At 72.7% G+C, this 19543-nt stretch carries 16 protein-coding genes, 1 other RNA gene and 1 pseudogene; 11 read left to right on the plus strand and 7 right to left on the minus strand.

Features of this window, described 5'->3' with window-relative positions:
• The first annotated feature begins 2 nt into the window (after nt 1-2).
• Nucleotides 3-962, plus strand: a complete 960-nt coding sequence (locus ACFV9O_RS05350) for a 3-oxoacyl-ACP reductase (protein WP_385412599.1) — start codon at nt 3-5, stop codon at nt 960-962.
• 187 nt (nt 963-1149) lie between these two features.
• Here the strand turns inward: ACFV9O_RS05350 and ACFV9O_RS05355 are convergent, their stop codons facing one another.
• Nucleotides 1150-1317 (minus strand): hypothetical protein, encoded by a 168-nt coding sequence (locus tag ACFV9O_RS05355; protein ID WP_385412601.1) that lies wholly within the window; start codon nt 1315-1317, stop codon nt 1150-1152.
• A gap of 107 nt (nt 1318-1424) precedes the next feature.
• A complete protein-coding gene (locus ACFV9O_RS05360; RefSeq protein ID WP_385412603.1) occupies nt 1425-2639 on the minus strand; it encodes a hypothetical protein in 1215 nt (404 codons plus the stop codon).
• Between the two features lie 215 nt (nt 2640-2854).
• Here ACFV9O_RS05360 and ACFV9O_RS05365 point away from each other — a divergent pair, with 215 nt between their 5' ends.
• The 5 genes from ACFV9O_RS05365 to ACFV9O_RS05385 all read left to right on the plus strand — a co-directional run bounded on the left by ACFV9O_RS05365 (nt 2855) and on the right by ACFV9O_RS05385 (nt 8336).
• Nucleotides 2855-3892: an ABC transporter substrate-binding protein gene (locus ACFV9O_RS05365; RefSeq protein WP_385412604.1), complete on the plus strand. Its 1038-nt coding sequence runs from the start codon at nt 2855-2857 to the stop codon at nt 3890-3892.
• Between the two features lie 159 nt (nt 3893-4051).
• Complete coding sequence (locus ACFV9O_RS05370; RefSeq protein WP_385412606.1) at nt 4052-4867, plus strand: Nif3-like dinuclear metal center hexameric protein; 816 nt, start codon at nt 4052-4054, stop codon at nt 4865-4867.
• Nucleotides 4864-5607, plus strand: a complete 744-nt coding sequence (locus tag ACFV9O_RS05375) for a zinc ribbon domain-containing protein (protein ID WP_385412908.1) — start codon at nt 4864-4866, stop codon at nt 5605-5607. The genes ACFV9O_RS05370 and ACFV9O_RS05375 overlap by 4 nt, the downstream gene beginning before the upstream one ends.
• Entirely contained in the window at nt 5607-6857 is a 1251-nt protein-coding gene (locus ACFV9O_RS05380) for a bifunctional RNase H/acid phosphatase (RefSeq protein ID WP_385412609.1), read from the plus strand. Before ACFV9O_RS05375 ends, ACFV9O_RS05380 begins: the two co-directional genes overlap by 1 nt.
• A gap of 633 nt (nt 6858-7490) precedes the next feature.
• Nucleotides 7491-8336 carry a GNAT family N-acetyltransferase gene (locus ACFV9O_RS05385; RefSeq protein WP_385412611.1) on the plus strand — a complete coding sequence of 282 codons (846 nt, stop codon included), beginning with the start codon at nt 7491-7493 and terminating at the stop codon, nt 8334-8336.
• Between the two features lie 40 nt (nt 8337-8376).
• Here ACFV9O_RS05385 and eda read toward each other — a convergent pair whose 3' ends face one another.
• Both eda and yaaA read right to left on the minus strand, forming a co-directional pair.
• Entirely contained in the window at nt 8377-8991 is a 615-nt protein-coding gene (eda, locus tag ACFV9O_RS05390; protein WP_385412612.1) for a bifunctional 4-hydroxy-2-oxoglutarate aldolase/2-dehydro-3-deoxy-phosphogluconate aldolase, read from the minus strand.
• Nucleotides 8992-9062: 71 nt separating this feature from the next.
• On the minus strand, nt 9063-9845 hold the full coding sequence (gene yaaA / locus ACFV9O_RS05395) for a peroxide stress protein YaaA (RefSeq protein ID WP_385412614.1): 783 nt from the start codon (nt 9843-9845) through the stop codon (nt 9063-9065).
• 420 nt (nt 9846-10265) lie between these two features.
• Between yaaA and ACFV9O_RS05400 the strand changes: the two genes are divergently transcribed.
• Nucleotides 10266-11708 (plus strand): RNB domain-containing ribonuclease, encoded by a 1443-nt coding sequence (locus tag ACFV9O_RS05400; RefSeq protein WP_385412616.1) that lies wholly within the window; start codon nt 10266-10268, stop codon nt 11706-11708.
• On the opposite strand, the gene ACFV9O_RS05405 is transcribed toward ACFV9O_RS05400, so the two are convergent.
• The gene (locus tag ACFV9O_RS05405) at nt 11659-12234 is read right to left on the minus strand and encodes a hypothetical protein (protein WP_385412617.1); all 576 of its coding nucleotides are present in this window, start codon (nt 12232-12234) and stop codon (nt 11659-11661) included. The genes ACFV9O_RS05400 and ACFV9O_RS05405 overlap by 50 nt on opposite strands.
• A 250-nt stretch (nt 12235-12484) precedes the next feature.
• Nucleotides 12485-13264 carry a MerR family transcriptional regulator gene (locus ACFV9O_RS05410; protein ID WP_385412619.1) on the minus strand — a complete coding sequence of 260 codons (780 nt, stop codon included), beginning with the start codon at nt 13262-13264 and terminating at the stop codon, nt 12485-12487.
• 175 nt (nt 13265-13439) lie between these two features.
• Between ACFV9O_RS05410 and ACFV9O_RS05415 the strand changes: the two are divergent.
• The 4 genes and pseudogenes from ACFV9O_RS05415 (at nt 13440) to ACFV9O_RS05430 (ending at nt 17404) form a co-directional block, all read left to right on the plus strand.
• A pseudogene (locus ACFV9O_RS05415) lies at nt 13440-14018 on the plus strand (Uma2 family endonuclease).
• A gap of 55 nt (nt 14019-14073) precedes the next feature.
• Nucleotides 14074-14473, plus strand: an RNA gene (gene rnpB, locus ACFV9O_RS05420) — RNase P RNA component class A.
• A 220-nt stretch (nt 14474-14693) separates the two neighbouring features.
• Nucleotides 14694-17012, plus strand: a complete 2319-nt coding sequence (locus ACFV9O_RS05425) for a DUF4132 domain-containing protein (protein ID WP_385412621.1) — start codon at nt 14694-14696, stop codon at nt 17010-17012.
• On the plus strand, nt 17012-17404 hold the full coding sequence (locus ACFV9O_RS05430; protein WP_385412624.1) for a hypothetical protein: 393 nt from the start codon (nt 17012-17014) through the stop codon (nt 17402-17404). Before ACFV9O_RS05425 ends, ACFV9O_RS05430 begins: the two co-directional genes overlap by 1 nt.
• Nucleotides 17405-17508: 104 nt before the next feature.
• On the opposite strand, the gene ACFV9O_RS05435 is transcribed toward ACFV9O_RS05430, so the two are convergent.
• A complete protein-coding gene (locus tag ACFV9O_RS05435) occupies nt 17509-19368 on the minus strand; it encodes a glycoside hydrolase family 15 protein (protein WP_385412627.1) in 1860 nt (619 codons plus the stop codon).
• Nucleotides 19369-19543: the final 175 nt, after the last annotated feature.

Here is a 19543-nt window from a genome sequence, read left to right on the forward strand (position 1 = left end):
GCATGTCACTCCCACTTGAGGGCCTGTCCGCGATCGTCACGGGCGCGGGCCGCGGTCTGGGCCGGGCCGAGGCGCTGGAGCTGGCCCGGCTCGGGGCGGCCGTCGTCGTCAACGACTACGGGCAGCCCGGCCGGGACGGCTCCGGCGAGGCGTCGGCGGCGCCCGCGGAGGAGGTCGCCGAGGAGATCCGCGCCGCGGGCGGTCAGGCGGTGGCGCACCTGGGCGACATCTCCGACTTCGAGACCGCCCGCGCCCTCGTCGACCTGGCGACCGGCACGTACGGCAAGCTCGACATCCTGGTCAACAACGCGGGCATCCTGCGGGACCGGATGGTCTTCTCGATGAGCGAGGACGAGTGGGACTCGGTGATCCGCGTCCATCTCAAGGGCCACTTCAACACGACCCGCTTCGCGTCGGTCCACTGGCGCGAACGCTCCAAGGCGGCGGGCGGCCCGGTGTACGGGCGCGTCGTCAACACCTCGTCGGAGGCGTTCCTGGCGGGCTCGGCGGGGCAGCCGAACTACGCGGCGGCGAAGGGCGGCATCGTCGGACTGACGACGTCGACGGCGCTGGCGCTCGGCAGGTACGGCGTCACGGCCAACGTGATCTGCCCGCGGGCCCGTACCCGTATGACGGAGGACGTCTTCGCCGCCATTCCGGCAATCGAGAGGGGCGCCGAACCGGCCGAGGGCCGGCTCGACCCGCTCGCCCCTGAGCACGTGTCCCCCCTGGTCGGCTACCTGGCGTCCCCGGCCGCGGCGGGGGTCACCGGGCAGCTGCTCGTCGTGCACGGGGGGATGGTGGCGGTGGTGGAACGCCCGCGGGTGGCAGCCAAGTTCGATTCGGCGAAGGACACCTTCTCCTACGAGGAGCTCGACGGCCTCCTCTCCCCGTACTACGCGTCCCGCCCCCCGAACGAGACCTTCGCGTCGACGGAGGTCCTCGGCCTGAAGCGGGGCTAGCCCCGTGAGTTCCAGCCCGTCCGGCGTTCGAGGACGGACGCGCGGGCCCGCCCGGCGGTACCGGTCACGACCGGGGGTCCGGGGCGGAGCCCCCACGCGGCGGAGCCGCACATCGACACAGCCGGCAAGGGGCGGGGCGGGGAAAAGCCCACCGCGGGCACACCCCGCACCCGCCCCGCCGCGCGAGCTACTGCTTGGCGCCGCCCGGGCGGCGGTGGCGGCCGTGGGAGGGCGCCGTCGAGTTCTCCGTCGACGACGCCCCGCCCCGGTGCCTTCCGGATCCGCCGCCTGCGGCCTGGATCGCGTTCGCCCCCTGCGGACGCGCCTTGGTCGTGTCGGTTCGGGCTTCAGACATGTGGGAAGTTCACCCCGTTGTGATCGCTGATTTCAGGTCGCAAGGGAGCCGGTCACGTCACCGTCGGCATCCGGACGATGCGCCTGCGTAGCCCCCCGGCGGGAAGTCTAACCAGGCGTCACTCGCCCGATCAGGGGCGCCTGCTGCAACGGAACGGGCTTGCACACAGAAGGACCTTCGAGGTCCTCGCACGGTTCCCCACCTGCGGATTCCGCTTGTGCCGATCCGGTGATCACGGTGACCGGATCGGGGAGGAACGTGTCGTCGGGGATCTCCACCCGGGCCACCCCGCACGGCACCGTCCCCGTCGCGTACGGCAGTCGCAGCACACCCTCCCGCGTCCACAGCCCGGTCCCCGGCAACCATCCCTCCGGAACGGCGAGTTGGTGCATCCGGCGCCCCGAAGGGCGCCACACGCCCACCCAGCTGCCCGCCGCCGCGTCGATCCGCAGTGCCACCGAGCAGTTCTCCGGCATCAGGACCTGTCCGGGCTGGATCGCGAACGGCGTCACCGCGGCGTCGGCGAGCCGCAGGCACTCGGGGAACCGCACCGGCCGCATGCTCCCCAGCACCCCCCATCCGAGCCGGTCGTGCCCCGGCGCGTCCGAGCGGATCAGCAGCAGGCCGCTCTCGGCGTCCGCGAGCAGCAGCCTGTCGTTGCTGTCCTCGGTGATCTGCAGCAGCGGTGTCACCTCACCGCCCCGCTCCAGATCGACCGCGATCGCCTTCGTGATCCCGTCCGTCTCCCGGTCCAGGGCGAGCATCCGGCCCGTACGGTCCAGCCACACCCCGCCCGAACAGCGGCCGGGCACCTCCGCGACCCGCTCGGGCCCGAACGCCCCGCCCGCCACCAGCCACACCGCCGTCGCGCGCTCGCCCGGCACCAGCGCGTACACGCAGGTGCCGTTCGGGGACGGCGGGAGCAGCGTCAGCGAGGTGGACTCGACGGCGCCGAGGGCCAGTTCGCCCGTGCCCGGCCCGGTCGGATAGAGCAGCGAGAACGTCTGCAGGACCCCCACCCGCCGCCGGATCAGCACCCGCCCGTCGGCCATCGGCACCACCTCGGCGTCGGGCTCCTCCGGCTGGTCCAGCGGAAGCGGAACGGCGTACGGCTCGGGCCCGTCGAGCGTCCACCGCTCGGCGAAGCGCGCGTCTCCCGTGCCCGCGAGACGTGCCGCGTAGCAGCCGTCCGCGCTGATCGTGAACCCGTCACCGGCACCGGCGCCGTCACCAAGGCCGGTGCCCGTACCCGCAGCCGCGTCCGTACGCCGTTCGGCTCCGTCGTCGCCGGCCGTGGTCTCCTCGATCGCACACGCTGTCATCGGCTGGTCACCTCCGGCCATCGAAGCTAGTTTTCGCACTTCCAGCCGAACAACGCGAGACAGCTCACTTCACACATAAGGGTGGCCGTACGGCGGTTCGCCTGAGGGTGAGGGGGCGGCTGTGCTGCACGGGGCCTCCGTTAAGGTAAGGCACGCCTAAGTATCCCTTTCCGTACGCCGTCCCCGGCCCGTACACCGCACCAGCAGGAGCACCCATGTCGCTACGACGCCGTGGCACCGCCGCCGCAGCAGTCGCCCTCGCCGCCGCCCTCTCCCTCACCGCCTGCGGCGCCGACCAGGCCGCGGACGACGCCGGGGCCAAGGCCGGTGACAGCGGCAAGAAGGCCGTCGCCCAGGGCGGCGAGGAATTCGGCGACGCCGCGAAGAAGACGGCGGCCATGGGCACCGACGCCAAGCCCGGCCAGTTCCCGCGCACCATCACCCACGCCATGGGCGCGACCGAGATCAAGGCGGCACCCAAGCGCGTCGTCGTCCTCGACGTCGGCGAGCTCGACAACGTTGCCTCGCTCGGCGTGCAGCCCGTCGGCTACGCCCCCTCCGAGGGCGACGACGGCATCCCGTCGTACCTGAAGAAGGAGGCCGGCAGCCCGAAGAGCGTCGGCACGATCAACAACCTCAACCTCGAGGCGATCGCCCAGCTCAAGCCCGACCTCATCCTCGGCAGCCAGCTGCGCGCCGCCGACAAGTACAAGGAGCTGTCGCAGATCGCTCCGACCGTGTTCTCCATCCGCCCCGGTTTCACCTGGAAGGAGAACTTCCGCCTCAACGCCGCCGCCCTCGACAAGTCCGCGGAGGCGGACGCGAAGCTCGCCGCGTACGAGAAGAAGGCGAAGCAACTCGGCACCGACCTCGGCGCCGACAAGCCGACCGTCTCCATGGTCCGCTACATGCCGGACAAGATCCGCCTGTACGCCAAGGCCTCCTTCATCGGCACGATCCTCGACGACGCCGGAATCCCGCGGCCCGCGAACCAGCAGATCAACGACCTGGCCACCGAGGTCAGCGCGGAGCGGATCGACGAGGCCGACGCCGACTGGATCTTCACCGGCGTCTACGGCGACCCGGCCAGGACCAAGCGCGACACCGCGCAGTCCAACCCGCTGTGGAAGAACCTCGCGGCGGTCAAGGCGGGGCAGGCCAAGGACGTCCCGGACGAGACCTGGTACCTCGGCCTCGGTGTCACCGCGGCGGACAAGGTCCTCGACGACCTGCGGGGCCACCTCGTGAAGTAGTCCTCGCCCCGGTGCCGCCGGCGGCACCGGGGCCCTCCCCGCACCTGCGAAGCGAAGATCACCGCAACCATCGATGGGGCAACCCCGACGGCGACCAGCCCCCTCCGCGAGACCGAGCGCCGGTACAGGCGCAAAGGACAGCCAGGTAGCCTTGCCTCCGTGCCCCGTCTGTCTGAAGTCACCGCCGCGCTCGATGCCCTCTGGCCCCCCGAGCGGGCCGAGGAGTGGGACGCCGTCGGCACGGTCTGCGGAGACCCCGACGCGGACATCACACGCGTGCTCTTCGCCGTCGACCCCGTCCAGGAGATCGCCGACGAGGCGATCGGCCTCGGCGCGGACCTGATCGTCACCCACCACCCGCTCTATCTGCGGGGTACGACGACGGTCGCCGCCTCCCACTTCAAGGGCCGGGTCGTGCACACCCTCATCAAGCACGACATCGCCCTGCACGTCGCGCACACCAACGCCGACACCGCCGACCCGGGCGTCTCCGACGCCCTCGCGGGCGCCCTCGACCTGCGCGTCACCGGTCCCCTTGTCCCCGAGACCGGGCTCGGCCGGATCTGCGAGCTCGACCACCCCGAGCCCCTGCGCGAGTTCGCGGCCCGCGCCGCGAAGCGGCTGCCCGCCACCGCGCAGGGCATCCGGGTCGCCGGCGACCTCGACGCGACCGTCCGCCGCGTCGCCGTCAGCGGCGGCTCGGGCGACGGCCTCTTCGACGCCGTACGGGCCGCGGGCGTCGACGCGTTCCTCACCGCCGACCTGCGGCACCACCCGGTGTCCGAGGCCACCCAGCACTCACCGCTCGGCCTGGTCGACGCCGCCCACTGGGCCACCGAATGGCCCTGGTGCGAGCAGGCGGCCGCCCAGCTCGACGAGATTTCCGACCGCCACGGCTGGGACCTGCGGGTCCACGTCTCGAAGACGGTCACCGACCCCTGGTCCTCCCACCACACCTCTGGAGCCCCCAACTGAACGCCGCGCCCGCCGACCAGATCAGACTCCTCGACGTCCAGGCCCTCGACGTACGCCTGTCGCAGATCGCACACAAGCGCAAGTCGCTGCCCGAGCACGCCGAGATCGAGTCGCTGAACAAGGACCTCACGCAGCTGCGCGACCTGCTCGTCGCCGCGCAGACGGAGGAGAGCGACTGCGCCCGCGAGCAGACCAAGGCCGAGCAGGACGTCGACCAGGTGCGCCAGCGCTCCGCCCGTGACCAGCAGCGCCTCGACTCGGGCGCGGTCACGTCCCCCAAGGACCTGGAGAACCTCCAGAAGGAGATCGCCTCGCTGGCCAAGCGGCAGGGAGACCTCGAGGACGTCGTTCTGGAGGTCATGGAGCGCCGCGAGTCCGCGCAGGAGCGCGTCACCGAGCTGACCGACCGCGTCGGCTCCGTCCAGGCGAAGCTCGACGACGCGACGGCCCGCCGGGACGCCGCCTTCGAGGAGCTCGACGGCGAGTCCGCGAGCGTCGCCAAGGAGCGCGAGGTCGTCGCCGGCACCATCCCCGCGGATCTGCTCAAGCTGTACGAGAAGCTGCGCGAGCAGCAGGGCGGCGTGGGCGCGGCGCGCCTGTACCAGCGCCGCTGCGAGGGCTGCCACATCGAGCTCAACATCACCGAGCTGAACGAGGTGCGGGCGGCCGCGGCCGACGCGGTCGTACGGTGCGAGAACTGCCGCCGCATCCTGGTCCGTACCTCGGAGTCGGGCCTGTAATGCAGCGACTTCAGGAGCTGATCGTCGAGGCCGACGGCGGCTCCCGGGGCAACCCGGGCCCGGCGGGTTACGGCGCGGTCGTGCTCGACCCGACGACGGGGGAGACGCTCGCCGAGCGGGCCGAGTACATCGGCGTCGCGACGAACAACGTCGCGGAGTACCGCGGTCTGGTCGCCGGCCTGAAGGCGGCGAAGGAGCTCGCCCCGGACGCCTCGATCCGCGTCCGCATGGACTCCAAGCTCGTCGTCGAGCAGATGTCGGGCCGCTGGAAGATCAAGCACCCCGACATGAAGCCGCTCGCGGCGGAGGCGGCGCGGATCTTCCCGCTGGGACAGGTCCGCTACGAGTGGATCCCGCGCGAGAAGAACAAGCTCGCGGACCGGCTCGCCAATGAGGCGATGGACGCGGGCAAGCGGGGCAGGCAGTGGGAGCCGTCCGCGTCACGGGCGGCCCTCGCCGAGGACACCCGGGCGGCGCGAGTCGTGGGCGACGCGGCGGTGGGCGCGGCGAAGGCACGGGCCGCGCTCGCGGGTGCGGCGGTGCCGGGTGCGGCTCAGGCCCCGGCCCCGGCCCCGGCTCAGGCCCCCGCCCCGGCCGCCCCTCCGATGGGCTGGGGGGCCGCCGACCTCGGGGCGCCGGCCACGTTCGTCCTGCTGCGGCACGGCGAGACGGCGCTGACGCCCGAGAAGCGGTTCTCGGGGAGCGGGGGCAGCGACCCGGAGCTCTCCGCGGCCGGAGAGCGGCAGGCGGACGCGGTCGCCGCGGCGCTGGCCGCGCGCGGCACGATCCAGGAGATCGTCTCCTCGCCGCTGCGGCGGTGCCGGCAGACCGCCGCGGTCGTGGGCAAGCGGCTCGGGCTCGACGTCCAGATCGACGACGGGCTGCGCGAGACGGACTTCGGCGCGTGGGAGGGCCTGACGTTCGCGGAGGTCCGCGAGCGGTACGGCGACGACCTCGACGCCTGGCTCGCCTCCCCGAAGGCGGCGCCCACGGGCGGCGAGTCGTTCGCGTCGGTCGCCCGGCGCGTCTCGGCGACCCGGGACCGCCTGACGTCGGAGTACCGGGGCCGCACGGTCCTGCTCGTCACGCACGTCACCCCGATCAAGACCCTGGTCCGCCTGGCCCTGGGAGCCCCGCCGGAAGCCGTCTTCCGCATGGAGCTCTCCGCGGCGTCGTTGTCGGCGGTTGCGTATTACGCGGACGGCAACGCGTCGGTGCGGCTTCTGAACGACACGTCGCACCTCCGCTGACGCCTCCGGCGCTGACGCCTCCGGCGGGGGTGCGGGTGCGGGTGCGGGTGCGGTGTGCCCGGTGCCGCCCGGTGGGCCGGTGCGTCCGTCCTCAAGCGCCGGACGGGCTTGGTGCGGCTGCTGTCGGTGGGGGTGGGGCGGGGCCCCTCCGGGCTCGACTCCTCGGGAACCGACGGGGCGCCGCGCACCGCGGGTTCCCCCGGCAATGCCGCCGGTCCCCTGCGGGGCCGCCCCTGCACGGCCCCGCCCGGACCGTTCCCGACTGCGTCCCGGTGGGTGTTTTGTGCCCACCGGTTCGTCCCCCAGGACGAAGTCCTGGGGGACCCCCAGCGGAACGCCTGCCCACAAAACCAACGGGGGATCGTGAACCACTGGGGCCAGCCCCGGAGCGGACCCCCAACGGCACCGCCACGGCGCACCCCCGACCACCCAGCCCCTCCGGCGTTCGAGGACGCACACTCCGGCCCACCGCGCGGTGCCGGGCGCGCTTCAAGCTCGTCCGGCGTTCGAGGACGGACACACCGGACGCCCCGCGGCACGGGGCGGCCCCGGCCCCGCGCCCGGAGTACGGGGTGGCACCCCGGACAGACAAAACTCGCGCGGGCAGGGCCCGCGTTGTGGCAGCGTCGGTGCATGCCCTGGCACCTCACCCACGACGTCGAAGCCTTCCGCGCCGCCGCCGACGCGCACCTGTCCGCCCACCCCGGGCGCAACACCGTCCTCCTGACGGTCAGTGAAATGGTGCGCCGCCACGGCCCGTTCGTGTACGGGAAGGACGCGCCGACGTGCTTCGGCTGGTGGCGGGAGACCGCCGACGGGCCGGTCGATGCCGCGTACCTGCAGACGCCGCCGATGCCGCCGCTGCTGGGCGTCATGCCCGAGCACGCCGCCCGCGAGCTCGTCCGGGCGCTCCGGGAGCGCGGCGGCGAACCTCTCCCGGGGGTCACCGGCGAGAGCGCGTGCGCGCGGGCGTTCGCGGAGGAGTGGGCCGGCGAGGGCTACCGCGTCGACCACGAGACACGCCTGTTCCGGCTCGGCGAGCTCACCCCGCCGGACCCCGCCCCCGAGGGCCGCGCACGCCCGGCGACCGTCGAGGAGATCCCGTTCGCGGCGGACTGGCTGAGTGCGTTCAAGGTGGACGTCGGGGGAGAGGCGGCGGACTGCACGGACGCCGCCAGGACCCGCGTCAGCGACGGGCGGCTGCTGTTCTGGGAGGCGGGAGGACGCCCCGTCGCGATGGCCGGGGTGTCACCGGTGGCCGCGGGGCAGGCCCGGATCGCCCCCGTCTACACCCCGCCCGAGCTCCGCGGACGCGGCTACGCGGGCGCCGCCACCGTCGCCGCGACCCGCCTCGCCCAGCGCTCGGGCGCGAGCGAGGTGCTGCTCTTCACGGACCTGGCCAACCCCACGAGCAACGCGCTCTACCAGCGCCTGGGGTACCGGCCGGTGACGGACCACCTGGAGCTGGTCTTCGACTGAGCGCCGCTTTCGACCCGGCGCCGCGTACAGCTCGCCGCGCTCAACCCAGCGACGCCGCCTCGCGCGCGAGGGACTCGACCCGCGCCCAGTCCCGCGCCGCGAGCGCGTCCGGCGGCAGCATCCACGTACCGCCCACGCAGCCGACGTTCGGCAGCGCGAGGTACGAAGGCGCCGTGGCGAGCGAGATCCCGCCGGTCGGGCAGAACCGGGCCTGGGGAAGCGGACCGGCGAGGGACTTCAGGTACGGGGTGCCGCCCGCCGCCTCCGCGGGGAAGAACTTCATCTCGCTCACCCCGCGCTCCAGCAGGCCTACGACCTCCGACGTGGTCGAGACGCCGGGCAGGAACGGCACACCGGACGACGCCATCGCGTCCAGCAGTGCGTCGGTCCAGCCGGGGCTCACCAGGAACCGCGCCCCTGACGCGACCGCGTCCGCCACGCCCCGCGGCGAGATGACCGTGCCCGCGCCGACCACCGCGTCGGGGACCTCGTCGGCGATCGCCCGGACCGCGTCGAGCGCGGCCGGGGTGCGCAGGGTCACCTCGATGGCGGGCAGGCCGCCCGCGACCAGGGCGCGGGCGAGCGGTACGGCGTCGGCGGCGTCGTCGATGACGACGACAGGGACGACGGGGGCGAGGTCGAGCACGGAGGTCATGCGGCCATCGTGCCCGCCCTCATCGCCCTGCGCAACGCACGTTGCAGAAAATGCAACGCTGCCCGTCTCGTTCAGTGGATCTCGGTCACCAGCACATCCAGCGACCACGCCTTCCCCGGCTTCCCCGGCGTCTCGACCTCCACCGTGTATCCGAGGTCACGCAGGGCCTCCACCAGCTCGCCCGGTCCCTTCGGCGCCGCCCCGGCCTCCAGGAGGCCGCGGACGATCCGCCCCTTCGTCGCCTTGTTGAAGTGGCTGACGACCTTCCGGGTCGGGGCGTGCAGCACCCGCACCGTCGCCGTACGGCCCGCGACCTCCCCCTTCGGCCGCCACGCCGCCGCGTACGCCGACGAGCGCAGGTCCAGGACGAGGCCGTCCCCGGCGGCCTCGGGCAGCACGGACGCCATCGGCGCCCGCCAGTGCGCGCTCAGCGCACCGAGCCCCGGCAGCTTCACGCCCATCGAGCAGCGGTACGACGGGATCCGGTCGTCCACCCGGACCGCGCCCCACAGCCCGGAGAAGACCAGCAGCGAACGCCGGGCCCGCTTACGGGCGGCCGCGTCGAGCGTGGCCAGGCCGAGCGCGTCGTACAGGACGCCCGTGTAGATCTCCCCGGCCGTCCGCGCGCCGGCCGTCCGCAGCTGCGCGTTCTTCGCGACCTCGCCGCGCAGCCCCTCACTCAGCCCGAGCACGTCGCGGGCCTTCTCCTCGTCCCCCCGGCAGAGCTCGACCAACTCGTCGAGCACCGCGGCCCGTGCCCCGGCCAGCCCGGGCAACGACAGCGACTCCGGCTTGAGCGGCGCCCCACGGCCGGAAGCGGCCTTGCCCTCCGACGGCGGCAACAGCACGAGCACGGCGGTTCTCCTCTACGTACGTCCGTGAAGGGGGTGCGGCCCCCTCGCCAGCGTAGTCGGGCCCCACCCGGCCCCGGCACGCCGCGGGCGCCCCACGCACGAGGGGTGTGTGTCACGGCCCGCCCGTGCGAGCCCGCTCCCCACACCTCGCGGTTACGGCGGGGGAGAGGCGCGGCAGCCCTTGCCCGCTCGCCGCCCCGCCTGCCTTCCGTACGCGTACGCGGCTCAGTTGCGCCACCCTGACGGGGGCGACGGCCCCGGACCCGTCCGTCCGGCCGCGCAGGCCGCCTCCGCGCCCCGCGGTGCGCAACACCGCCTCGCCGGACGCCCCGCGGACGCGGCCGTTGCGGCGGGGCACGGGGGCGGCAGCCCCCCGATCGTCCGGTCGCCGGGGCGGGCCGGGGGCCATACGCTCGGTCCATGCCCCGCCGTCAGATGCATGTGATCTGCGCAGCCGAGGCTCCGCTGCGGGCCGCCCTGCGGGCGTTGCGCACGACGCTCGACGTGCCGGACGGCTTCCCCGCCGAGGTCCTCGCGGAGGCGGAGCGGGCGGCGCGCGAGCCCCGGCTTCCCGAGCGTGATGCGACGGACGTCCCGTTCTTCACGATCGATCCGCCGGCCTCCGGCGACCTGGACCAGGCGATGCATCTGGAGCGCCGCGCGGGCGGCGGCTTCCGGGTCCGGTACGCGATCGCGGACGTCGCGGCGTTCGTACGGCCCGGCGGCGCGCTCGACGCCGAGGCGCACCGGCGGGCGCTGACGCTCTACTTCCCGGACGAGAAGGTTCCGCTGCACCCCGCGACCCTTTCCGAAGGCGCCGCGAGCCTGCTGCCGGAGCAGACGCGTCCGGCGCTGCTCTGGACGATCGACCTCGACGCGGACGGCAGGGCCGTCGCCACCGACGTGCGCCGTGCCCTCGTGCGCAGCCGTGCCAGGCTCGACTACGAGGGGGCGCAGCGGCAGATCGACGCCGGCACCGCCGAGGAACCGCTCGCGCTGCTCAAGGACATCGGGCTGCTGCGGGAGCGGCTGGAGGTCGAGCGGGGCGGGATCTCCCTCGACGTGCCCGAGCAGGAGATCGTCGAGCAGGACCATGGGTACGCACTGCGGTTCCGCGCGCCCCTTCCCGCGGACGGCTGGAACGCCCAGATCTCGCTCCTCACCGGCATGGCCGCGGCCCACCTCATGACCAGGGCCGGCACCGGCATCCTGCGTACCCTGCCGACCGCCCCGGACGGCGCGGTCGCCCGGCTGCGCCGCACGGCGAAGGCCCTGCACATCGACTGGCCGCACCACGTCTCGTACGCGGAGGTCGTCCGTTCCCTCGACCCCGCCGACCATCTCCACGCCGCCTTCCTGCAGGAGTGCACGACGCTGCTGCGCGGCGCGGGCTACACGGCGTTCAGCGGCGGCCGGCTCCCCGACCCGGCCGTCCACGCCGCCGTCGCCGACACGTACACGCACTGCACCGCCCCGCTGCGCCGGCTCGTCGACCGGTACGCGGGCGAGCTCTGCCTGTCCGCCGTGGCCGGCGAGGAGCCGCCCGCGTGGGTGCGGGAGGCCCTCGACGTGCTGCCGAAGGAGATGGCCGAGGGCTCACGGCGCGCCAACACCGTCGAGCGTGAATCCGTCGACATCGTCGAGGCCGCCCTGCTGAGCGGGCGGGTCGGCGAGCTCTTCGACGCGTTCGTGATCGATGTGAAGGACCACGAACCGGACGTCGGCACCGTCCAGTTGCAGGACCCGGCGGTGGTCGCCCCCATCGAGGGCGGCGGGGCGGAGCTCCCCCTCGGGGAGGCGCTGAGGGTGCGGCTCATGCAGGCTGACCCGGGGGCGGCGAAAGTGCAGTTCGCGCCTGCGTGAGAGCGCGCAGGAGGGCTCGGGAGTCGTCGGCGTGCAGCCGTACCGTGCGGACCAGGCGCTCCCGCCCCAGCAGCCCCACCGCGGTGACGGGCTCGGACAGCTCCAGGGTCAGGGACGTCTGCGAGCCGACGGCCAGGTTGAGGACGCCTTCCTCCTTCTTGTCCTTGTCGTGCGTGAAGAGCAACTCGTACGAGACGGAGGCGATCCGCTCCAGCGGTATGCGTACGTCGACATGGGCCGCGTGGCGCAGTCGCAGCGTGTCCGAGGACAGGGTGTGCGGGCGGGTGACCGAGGCCGCCTGCACACCGATGACGAAGAAGACCGTGTAGACGTCGAGGACCAGGACGATCGCGTGCACCACGGGCCAGCCGCCCAGCAGGTACGACATGCCGACGGTCTCGACCGCGCAGACGAAGGCGAAGCCGTAGAGCAGGGCGGCCTGGTCACGGGCGTGCCCGAAGGCCTGGTGGCCGGGGCCGACGCCGTCGCGGCGCCGCGCCGCGCCGCCCACAGCACGACGCTCCACATGATCCGCAGTTCGTGACCCATGAGCCGGAGCACCGGCGCGGGCACCAGCTCTTCCACGGCCTCACGGGTACCGAGGCCCTGCCGGCGCAGCTGTACGAAGACGGCGGCTGTGGCCGCGAGCAGGAGCAGCGTGGCCGCCTCGGCGACGGCGACAACGGGCCCGGACAGCCGCACGCCCGCCAACAGGCAGACTGCGATGACGAGTTCGGCGGGCAGCACGGCGTAAGCCACCCCCCTGAGCATCCGCTTCATCGGGCACGCTCCGCGACGATGCGCAGCGCGCGGCGTACGGCGGCGGCCTGGGCGGGGGAGAAGTCGGCGAAGAACGCGTCCTGGAAGGCGCCTTCGGGCAGCGTGCCGCCGGTGCCGAGCCCTTCCACGACCGCGTCCGGCATGGAGTCGGCCAGCGCCTTCGCCGCCTCCGCGACGCGCGGGTCGTCCGGGCCCGCGTCCGCGAGCGCGTCGAGCATGCCGTACACCTCGTACGCCCGCTCCGCGGCGCCCGGCGCCTCGGTCATCCGCCGCATCGCGCCGAGCATCCGGTCCCGCTCCTCGGCGGACGCGACGGTGTCCAGGAGGGCGAGCAGTTCGCGGTCCTTGGCGGCCATGGGGGACTCGGGGCGTCCGGTGGTGGCCTCGGCGAGGGTCTCGAACAGCGCGGACAGCTCGTCCGACACCGGCCCCTCGGCCGTCATCCGCCCGTCCCGGGCCTGTGCCAGCAGCTCCCCGAGGCGCCGACGCCGCTCGCCCAGCTGCTCCTGCTGTCGCGCGAGGTCCTGGTCCAGCTCCTCCAGCACCTCCACGACCTCCCGCCCCGCGTCGTCGGCGAGCACGTCCCGCACCTCGTCGAGCCCGAGCCCCAGCTCGGTCAGCCGCCGGACCCGCGCGAGCAGCACGGCGTCCCGGACCGAGTAGTCCCGGTAGCCGTTGGCCTGCCGGGCGGGTTCGGGCAGCAGCCCGAGGTGGTGGTAGTGCCTGATGGCCCGCGGGGTCACCCCGACCATCGCGGCGATCTCTCCGATACGCATGGCCCCAGTAGAAACCCTGACGCTGCGGCAAGGTCAAGCGAGGCGGTGCTGCGGTGCCGGAAGCGCCCCGGCTTCCATGATCGTGTGCCACGATCGAGGGAAGTACTCCCCAATCTCAAGGACGGCCGGTGCAGCGATGTCCCAGTCTGGCGAGCGACCGAGGAAGGAGCGCGACATGAGTGCCATGCCGCATGAACCGCTCACGCAGGCGGATGTCCTGCTGGAGGGCTTCCTGGCGCTGGACACGCCGGAGGGCTTCCGCGCGGAGCTGATCGAGGGGGAGATCGTTGTGGCACCGCCGCCGGACGGGGACCACGAGGACTACATCAACCAGATCGTGAAGCAAGTGATCAGGCGATCACGCACGGAGATGGACTTCTCCGGGAACAAAGGCCTGAAGCTCCGGGGCGCGCCCGACTCGTCGCGAGATCATGTCATCCCCGACATCACCTTCGCGGCAGCGGACCTGTCTCTGTTCCGCGGTGCGGACTCGTGGATGCCGTCCGACGGAGTGGCCATGGTCGTGGAGGTGACTTCCACCCGGGCGCACGTCGACCGCGAGACCAAGCGTCGCGGCTACGCGCGCGGAGACATCCCCCTCTATCTGCTCATCGACCGCAGCGCGTCGTCGCTCACCCTCTTCAGCGAGCCCGAGGCCGGCGACTACTAGCAGCAGCGCACGGTCCACTTCGGCAAGATCCTGCCCCTTCCCGAGCCGTTCGGCTTCGACCTGGACACCGCCGCCTTCGTCTGAGGGACGGCGGTCCCGTGGCCTCCGCCCCGCCGGGTAGCATGGTCATCACGGCAGACGAGCCGGGCGGACGGCCGCGACGGGATCGACGATCCCGCCGAGGAACGTCCGGGCTCCACAGGGCAGGGTGGTGGGTAACGCCCACCCGGGGTGACCCGCGGGACAGTGCCACAGAAAACAGACCGCCGGGGACCTCGGTCCCCGGTAAGGGTGAAACGGTGGTGTAAGAGACCACCAGCGCCTGAGGTGACTCAGGCGGCTCGGTAAACCCCACCCGGAGCAAGGTCAAGAGGGGACGTCCTCGGACGTCCCTGCGCGGACGATCGAGGGCTGCCCGCCCGAGTCCGCGGGTAGACCGCACGAGGCCGGTGGCAACACCGGTCCTAGATGGATGGCCGTCGCCCCGACGACCGCGAGGTCCCGGGGCACAGAACCCGGCGTACAGCCCGACTCGTCTGCCCTTGTGGCCCAGACCTGGGAAACCGTCCTGGTCAGGGCCGTTGTGCGTTGCGCGTGAACAGACGCGAGGATCCTTGCGGTTGATCGGCTTGTCAGTCCGGTCTGCCACCATCCCCGCATGTTCTACGACGCTCTGGTGGCCGAATCCCGTAGGAACGACGCGCCCGACGGCATGAGGTCCGCCGCGCTCGACCGCGTGCGCCGGCAGAGGGGTGCCTGATGGACCTCGCAGCCCGGCTGATGCGTGCGCTGACCGACCCGGACTTCGAGCTCGGGGAACGGTGGCCCGATCTGTCGCAGATCTCCGACGAGGAACTCGGCGGCCTTCTCCCGGCGGCCTACCGTGTGGGCCGTTCCGCGCCGCACTCGATGATGACGGTCCGCTTCGCGGTCGAGGACGCCGGCAGGGAACGGCAGCCGCGCTACACGCCCGACGCGTGCCGCCGGATGTTCGAGGCGCTGGTCGCGGGTACGGATTCCCGCGACTGGGCGGACCTCACCCTGGGCGTGGGCACGCTGGCGCGCTGCACCGGTCCGTTGCCCGACCTGTCCGGTCCGGCCCGCGCACTGGTCGAGTTCCTCCTGGGCAAGGACGACGTGCGCCAGCCGTACGCGCTGCTCGCTGTGGCGGGACTCGCGGGCGGCGGGACACTGAGCGCGGCCGTGGACCGCCTCTCCCGGGACGGGAGCCCCATCGTCGCCGACGAGATCGCCGTCCTCACCGGCCTCGCCCCGGCCGAGCAGGCGTTGCTGTCCGAGATCGACCGGGACCACACGTTCGTCTCACCGCCGCCCCTCTCGGACGTCTGGCGCAGGGCTGCCGACGTTCCCGCCTACGTCGCGTTCGCCCGCCGCGCACTGGAGGCGGCGGCCGACCGCACCGACGCGATCCGGGCGGGGACGATCCCGTACCGGGCGGACAAGGCGTTCACCGCCCGGGAGGTCGTCACGCTCGGGCAGGCCGCACGGGTGGCACTGCAACGCGACGAGCGCTGGCTGCCGGAACTGTTCGACCGGCTGCTGCCCGGCATCGCGATCGCACCGACGCCGGCCAAGACCCTGCCCTCCCAGGCGCTTCTGTACGAACTGGTCCGCGCCGCACAGGACTTCCCGACCCCCGAGCTGGTGACCGCGATCCGCACCGTGCGCAAGGACGTCCGGCATGCCGGGGTCCCCAAGCAACTCGACAAGATGCTCAAGAAGGTCGAGGCGGCCCTCGCCGAGCGGACCGACGTGGCGCTGCGGCTCCCGACACTGGGCTTCGACGACGACGGCGTCCTGCGCAGGGTCGCCGGCGACCACACGGCCGTCGTCACGGTCGCCGATACCGCCGCGCTGACCTGGGAGAAGGACGGCCGGCCGCTGCGCAGCCTGCCGGCAGCGGTCCGCCGCGACCACGCCGACCTGGTCAAGGAGCTGCGTGACCTGGTGAAGCGGGTGGGCGTCCAACTCGGCACCCTCGCGCGGGCGCTGGAGGGCGGCTTCACCGTCGACGCCGTCCATCCGTACGGACGGTGGCGCGCCGAGCTGGCCGGGCATCCGCTCGCCCGGGCCGTCGTGCGCCGGCTGATCTGGGAGATCGAGGTCGCGCCCGGCGACTGGCGAGCGGTCCTGCCCGAGGCCGAGCACCTTCCCGACGCGCCCGACGACGCCTCCGTACGGCTCTGGCACCCCATCCGCTCCGACCCCGGCACCGTACGGGCCTGGCGGGATCTGCTCACCGAGCGCCGGGTCCGGCAGCCGTTCAAGCAGGCGTTCCGCGAGATCTACCTCCTCACCCCGGCCGAGGAGGAGACCCGCGTCTACTCCAACCGCTTCGCCGCGCACCTCGTCCACTACCACAGGATGTTCGCGCTGTTCCGGGCCCGGGGGTGGACGAGCGACCGCCTCGGCCCCTGGGACGGCGGCGGCGAGGACGCGGCCGAGCGGACCCTGGCGGCGGGGGAGTGGCGGATCCGCTTCTTCCACGCCCTCGCGGACCGGGCGGGCGACGACCTGCTGGCCGCGACCGATCAGGTGCGCTTCGCCCGCCGGGTGGACGGCGTCTGGCGGGAGGCGCCGCTCGCCGACGTGCCCCTGCTGGTGTTCAGCGAGGCGATGCGGGACGTGGACCTCTTCATCGGCGTGACGTCGATCGCCGCCGATCCCGACTGGACCGACCGGGGGCCCGAGCGCGCCTACTGGGAGCGGGCCGGGTTCGCCGAGCTGACCGAGAGCGCCGAGGCGCGCCGCGACGCGCTGGCACGGATCCTGCCGCGTCTGAAGATCGCCGACCGTTGCTCGCTCGACGGCCGCTTCCTGGTGGTCCGGGGCGGACTGCGCACGTACAAGATCCATCTGGGCTCGGCCAACATCCTGATGGAGCCGGACGACGCCTACCTGTGCATCGTCCCGTCGCGCGGCAGGGCGGACGGCCGGGTGTTCCTGCCGTTCGAGGACGACCGGCTCTCACTCATCCTCAGCAAGGCCTTCCTGCTCGCCGCCGACACCGACATCACCGACGAGTCCATCCTCACGCAGATCGAGCGAGGTGCCTGATGGCCACCGTGACGTTCCGGGACGAGACCGCGACGGGCAGACCGGTCGCCGAGTGGCAGGTCGCCGGGCTGCCGCAACGGATGACCGTTCGGGAGCTGATCAGGCTCCGGGTCCGCGACGAGGTCGCCCGGTACAACGCCCGCCCGAGCGATCGCTTCAACGGCCTCGTCCGCCCTGATGACGCCGAGGCTGAGCTGAACGGCTACCGTCTCCGCGAGCCCCGCCACCTCGACTGGGAGCGCCAGGCCGCGATCGCCGAGCGCGCCTTCCTGTCCAACGGATTCTTCGTGCTGGCCGGGGATCGCCAGGTCGAGGACCTCGACGAAGTCGTGGATCTCACCACCGATCCCGGCCTGGTCTTCATCAAGCTCGTCGCTCTCGTGGGCGGCTGAGGGACCGGAGTTCCTCGGCCGTCGATGCGGAGGTGGCCGGACATGCCGGCCCCCGGGACCAGGTCGCGAGGACGGGCCGGTCGACAGGACCGCCCCGTCCCCCGTCACCCCAGCGCCTTGTCCAGGTTGAACGCCGCGCTGATCAGAGCCAGGTGCGTGAACGCCTGCGGGAAGTTGCCGATCTGCTCGCCCGTGCGGCCGATCTCCTCCGCGTACAGGCCCAGGTGGTTGCCGTACGTGAGCATCTTCTCGAAGGCCAGGCGCGCCTCGTCCTTGCGCCCGGCACGGGTGAGGGCCTCGACGTACCAGAAGGAGCAGATCGAGAACGTGCCCTCCTCGCCCCGCAGGCCGTCCGGGCTGGCCTGGGGGTCGTAGCGGTAGACCAGCGAGTCGGAGACGAGTTCCTCGCCGAGCGCGTCCAGGGTGGAGAGCCATTTCGGGTCGGTCGGGGAGATGAACTTGGCCATCGGCATCATCAGGACGGAGGCGTCGAGGACGGTGCCGCCCGCGTACTGGACGAACGCCTTCCGGTCGGGCGACCAGCCGCGGCTCATGATCTGCCGGTAGATCTCGTCGCGCTTCCCGGCCCAGCGCACCAGGTCGGCGGGGAGTCCCCGGCGCCGGGCCATCCGTATGGCCCGTTCGATCGCCACCCAGCACATCAGGCGGGAGTAGAGGAAGTTCTTGCGTCCGCCGCGGGTCTCCCAGATGCCCTCGTCGGGCTGGTCCCAGTTCTCGCACACCCACTCGACCAGTTCGCAGACCGTGTCCCAGTGGGCGCTGGAGATGGGCTCCCCCCACTTGTCGTAGAGGTAGATCGAGTCGATGAGTGCGCCGTAGATGTCCAGCTGCAGCTGGTCGACGGCGCTGTTGCCGATGCGTACGGGGGCGGAGCCCAGGTGGCCCTCGAGGTGGGACAGCTCCTGCTCGGGCAGCTTCCGGCGGCCGTCGATGCCGTACATGATCTGCAGGGGTCCCGAGTCGCCGCAGGAGATGCAGACGTGCTCGGTCAGGAATTGCATGAAGGCCTTGGCCTCGTCGGTGAAGCCCAGCCGGAGCATCGCGTAGACGCAGAAGGCCGCGTCGCGGATCCAGACGTACCGGTAGTCCCAGTTCCGCTCGCCGCCGATCTGCTCGGGCAGGCTCGTCGTCGGCGCGGCCACGATGGCCCCGGTCGGTGCGTACGTGAGGAGTTTGAGCGTCAGCGCGGAGCGGTGCACCATCTCGCGCCAGCGTCCGCGATAGAGCGACTTGGACAGCCACCGGCGCCAGTACCGCACGGTGGCTTCGAAGAGGTCCTCCGCCTCGGCGACGGGACAGGCCCGCGGCCGCACCTCGCCGCCGACCCGGTCGAGCGCGAAGACGGCGGTCTCCCCCTCGTGCAGTTTGAACAGCGACCACACGTCCCGGCCGTCGTTTTCGACGGGGACGCTGGAGGTCAGCGCGAGGGTGAGCGAGGGCGACTCGAAGATGGGGTATCCGTGCTCGGTACGGACGGTGTGCGGCTGCTGCCCGAAGTCGAAGCGGGGCGCCACGACCGCGTGGAACGGCAGCGACCCGCGCACGCACATCACCCGGCGGATGAGCCGGTGCCGGCCGGCCTCGCGCGAGTCGTCGACGATCGGCATGAAGTCCTGGACCTCGCCGACGCCGTCCTCCGCGAAGAAACGGGTGATCAGCACGTTGGTGTCGGGGAAGTAGAACTGCTTCGTGTGCGTCGGCACGTCCGGGGCGAGGATGAAGGAGCCTCCCCGCTCGGCGTCCAGGATCGAGGCGAAGATGCTGGGCCCGTCGAACCGGCCGCAGCAGTACCAGTCGATCGTGCCGTTCGTGCCCACGAGCGCGGCAGTGCGCAGATCCCCGATCAGCCCGTGCTCGGAGACCGGCAGATAGCGCGGGGACTCCGCTCCCACGGGGCCGCGCGCCATGTCGGGGACTTCTCTGGTCTCAGCCTCGGCGGTCATGGAGACCTCCCTCCGCATAGCCCCCGAATCATACTAAATCGGCACTATCTGGTATTGCCGTCCCAACCATGCGAGGGGCATGCCGTGGGGGGGGGGGAGGGGGGGAGGGGGAAAAGGGAGGAAAGAAACACGAGGAGGGGGGGGGGGGGAGAAGGGCGGCGGGGGGGGTGAAGGG

Source organism: Streptomyces sp. NPDC059909, from assembly GCF_042730885.1.
Taxonomy (GTDB): Bacteria; Actinomycetota; Actinomycetes; order Streptomycetales; family Streptomycetaceae; genus Streptomyces.

What these genes read in the sequence shown, in the direction of transcription:
- ACFV9O_RS05350 (WP_385412599.1), top strand. Translation starts at nt 3, where the DNA reads ATGTCACTCCCACTTGAGGGCCTGTCCGCGATCGTCACGGGCGCGGGC.
- ACFV9O_RS05355 (WP_385412601.1), bottom strand. Translation starts at nt 1,317, where the DNA reads ATGTCTGAAGCCCGAACCGACACGACCAAGGCGCGTCCGCAGGGGGCG.
- ACFV9O_RS05360 (WP_385412603.1), bottom strand. Translation starts at nt 2,639, where the DNA reads ATGACAGCGTGTGCGATCGAGGAGACCACGGCCGGCGACGACGGAGCC.
- ACFV9O_RS05365 (WP_385412604.1), top strand. Translation starts at nt 2,855, where the DNA reads ATGTCGCTACGACGCCGTGGCACCGCCGCCGCAGCAGTCGCCCTCGCC.
- ACFV9O_RS05380 (WP_385412609.1), top strand. Translation starts at nt 5,607, where the DNA reads ATGCAGCGACTTCAGGAGCTGATCGTCGAGGCCGACGGCGGCTCCCGG.
- ACFV9O_RS05385 (WP_385412611.1), top strand. Translation starts at nt 7,491, where the DNA reads ATGCCCTGGCACCTCACCCACGACGTCGAAGCCTTCCGCGCCGCCGCC.
- eda (WP_385412612.1), bottom strand. Translation starts at nt 8,991, where the DNA reads ATGACCTCCGTGCTCGACCTCGCCCCCGTCGTCCCTGTCGTCGTCATC.
- ACFV9O_RS05400 (WP_385412616.1), top strand. Translation starts at nt 10,266, where the DNA reads ATGCCCCGCCGTCAGATGCATGTGATCTGCGCAGCCGAGGCTCCGCTG.
- ACFV9O_RS05410 (WP_385412619.1), bottom strand. Translation starts at nt 13,264, where the DNA reads ATGCGTATCGGAGAGATCGCCGCGATGGTCGGGGTGACCCCGCGGGCC.
- ACFV9O_RS05425 (WP_385412621.1), top strand. Translation starts at nt 14,694, where the DNA reads ATGGACCTCGCAGCCCGGCTGATGCGTGCGCTGACCGACCCGGACTTC.
- ACFV9O_RS05430 (WP_385412624.1), top strand. Translation starts at nt 17,012, where the DNA reads ATGGCCACCGTGACGTTCCGGGACGAGACCGCGACGGGCAGACCGGTC.
- ACFV9O_RS05435 (WP_385412627.1), bottom strand. Translation starts at nt 19,368, where the DNA reads ATGACCGCCGAGGCTGAGACCAGAGAAGTCCCCGACATGGCGCGCGGC.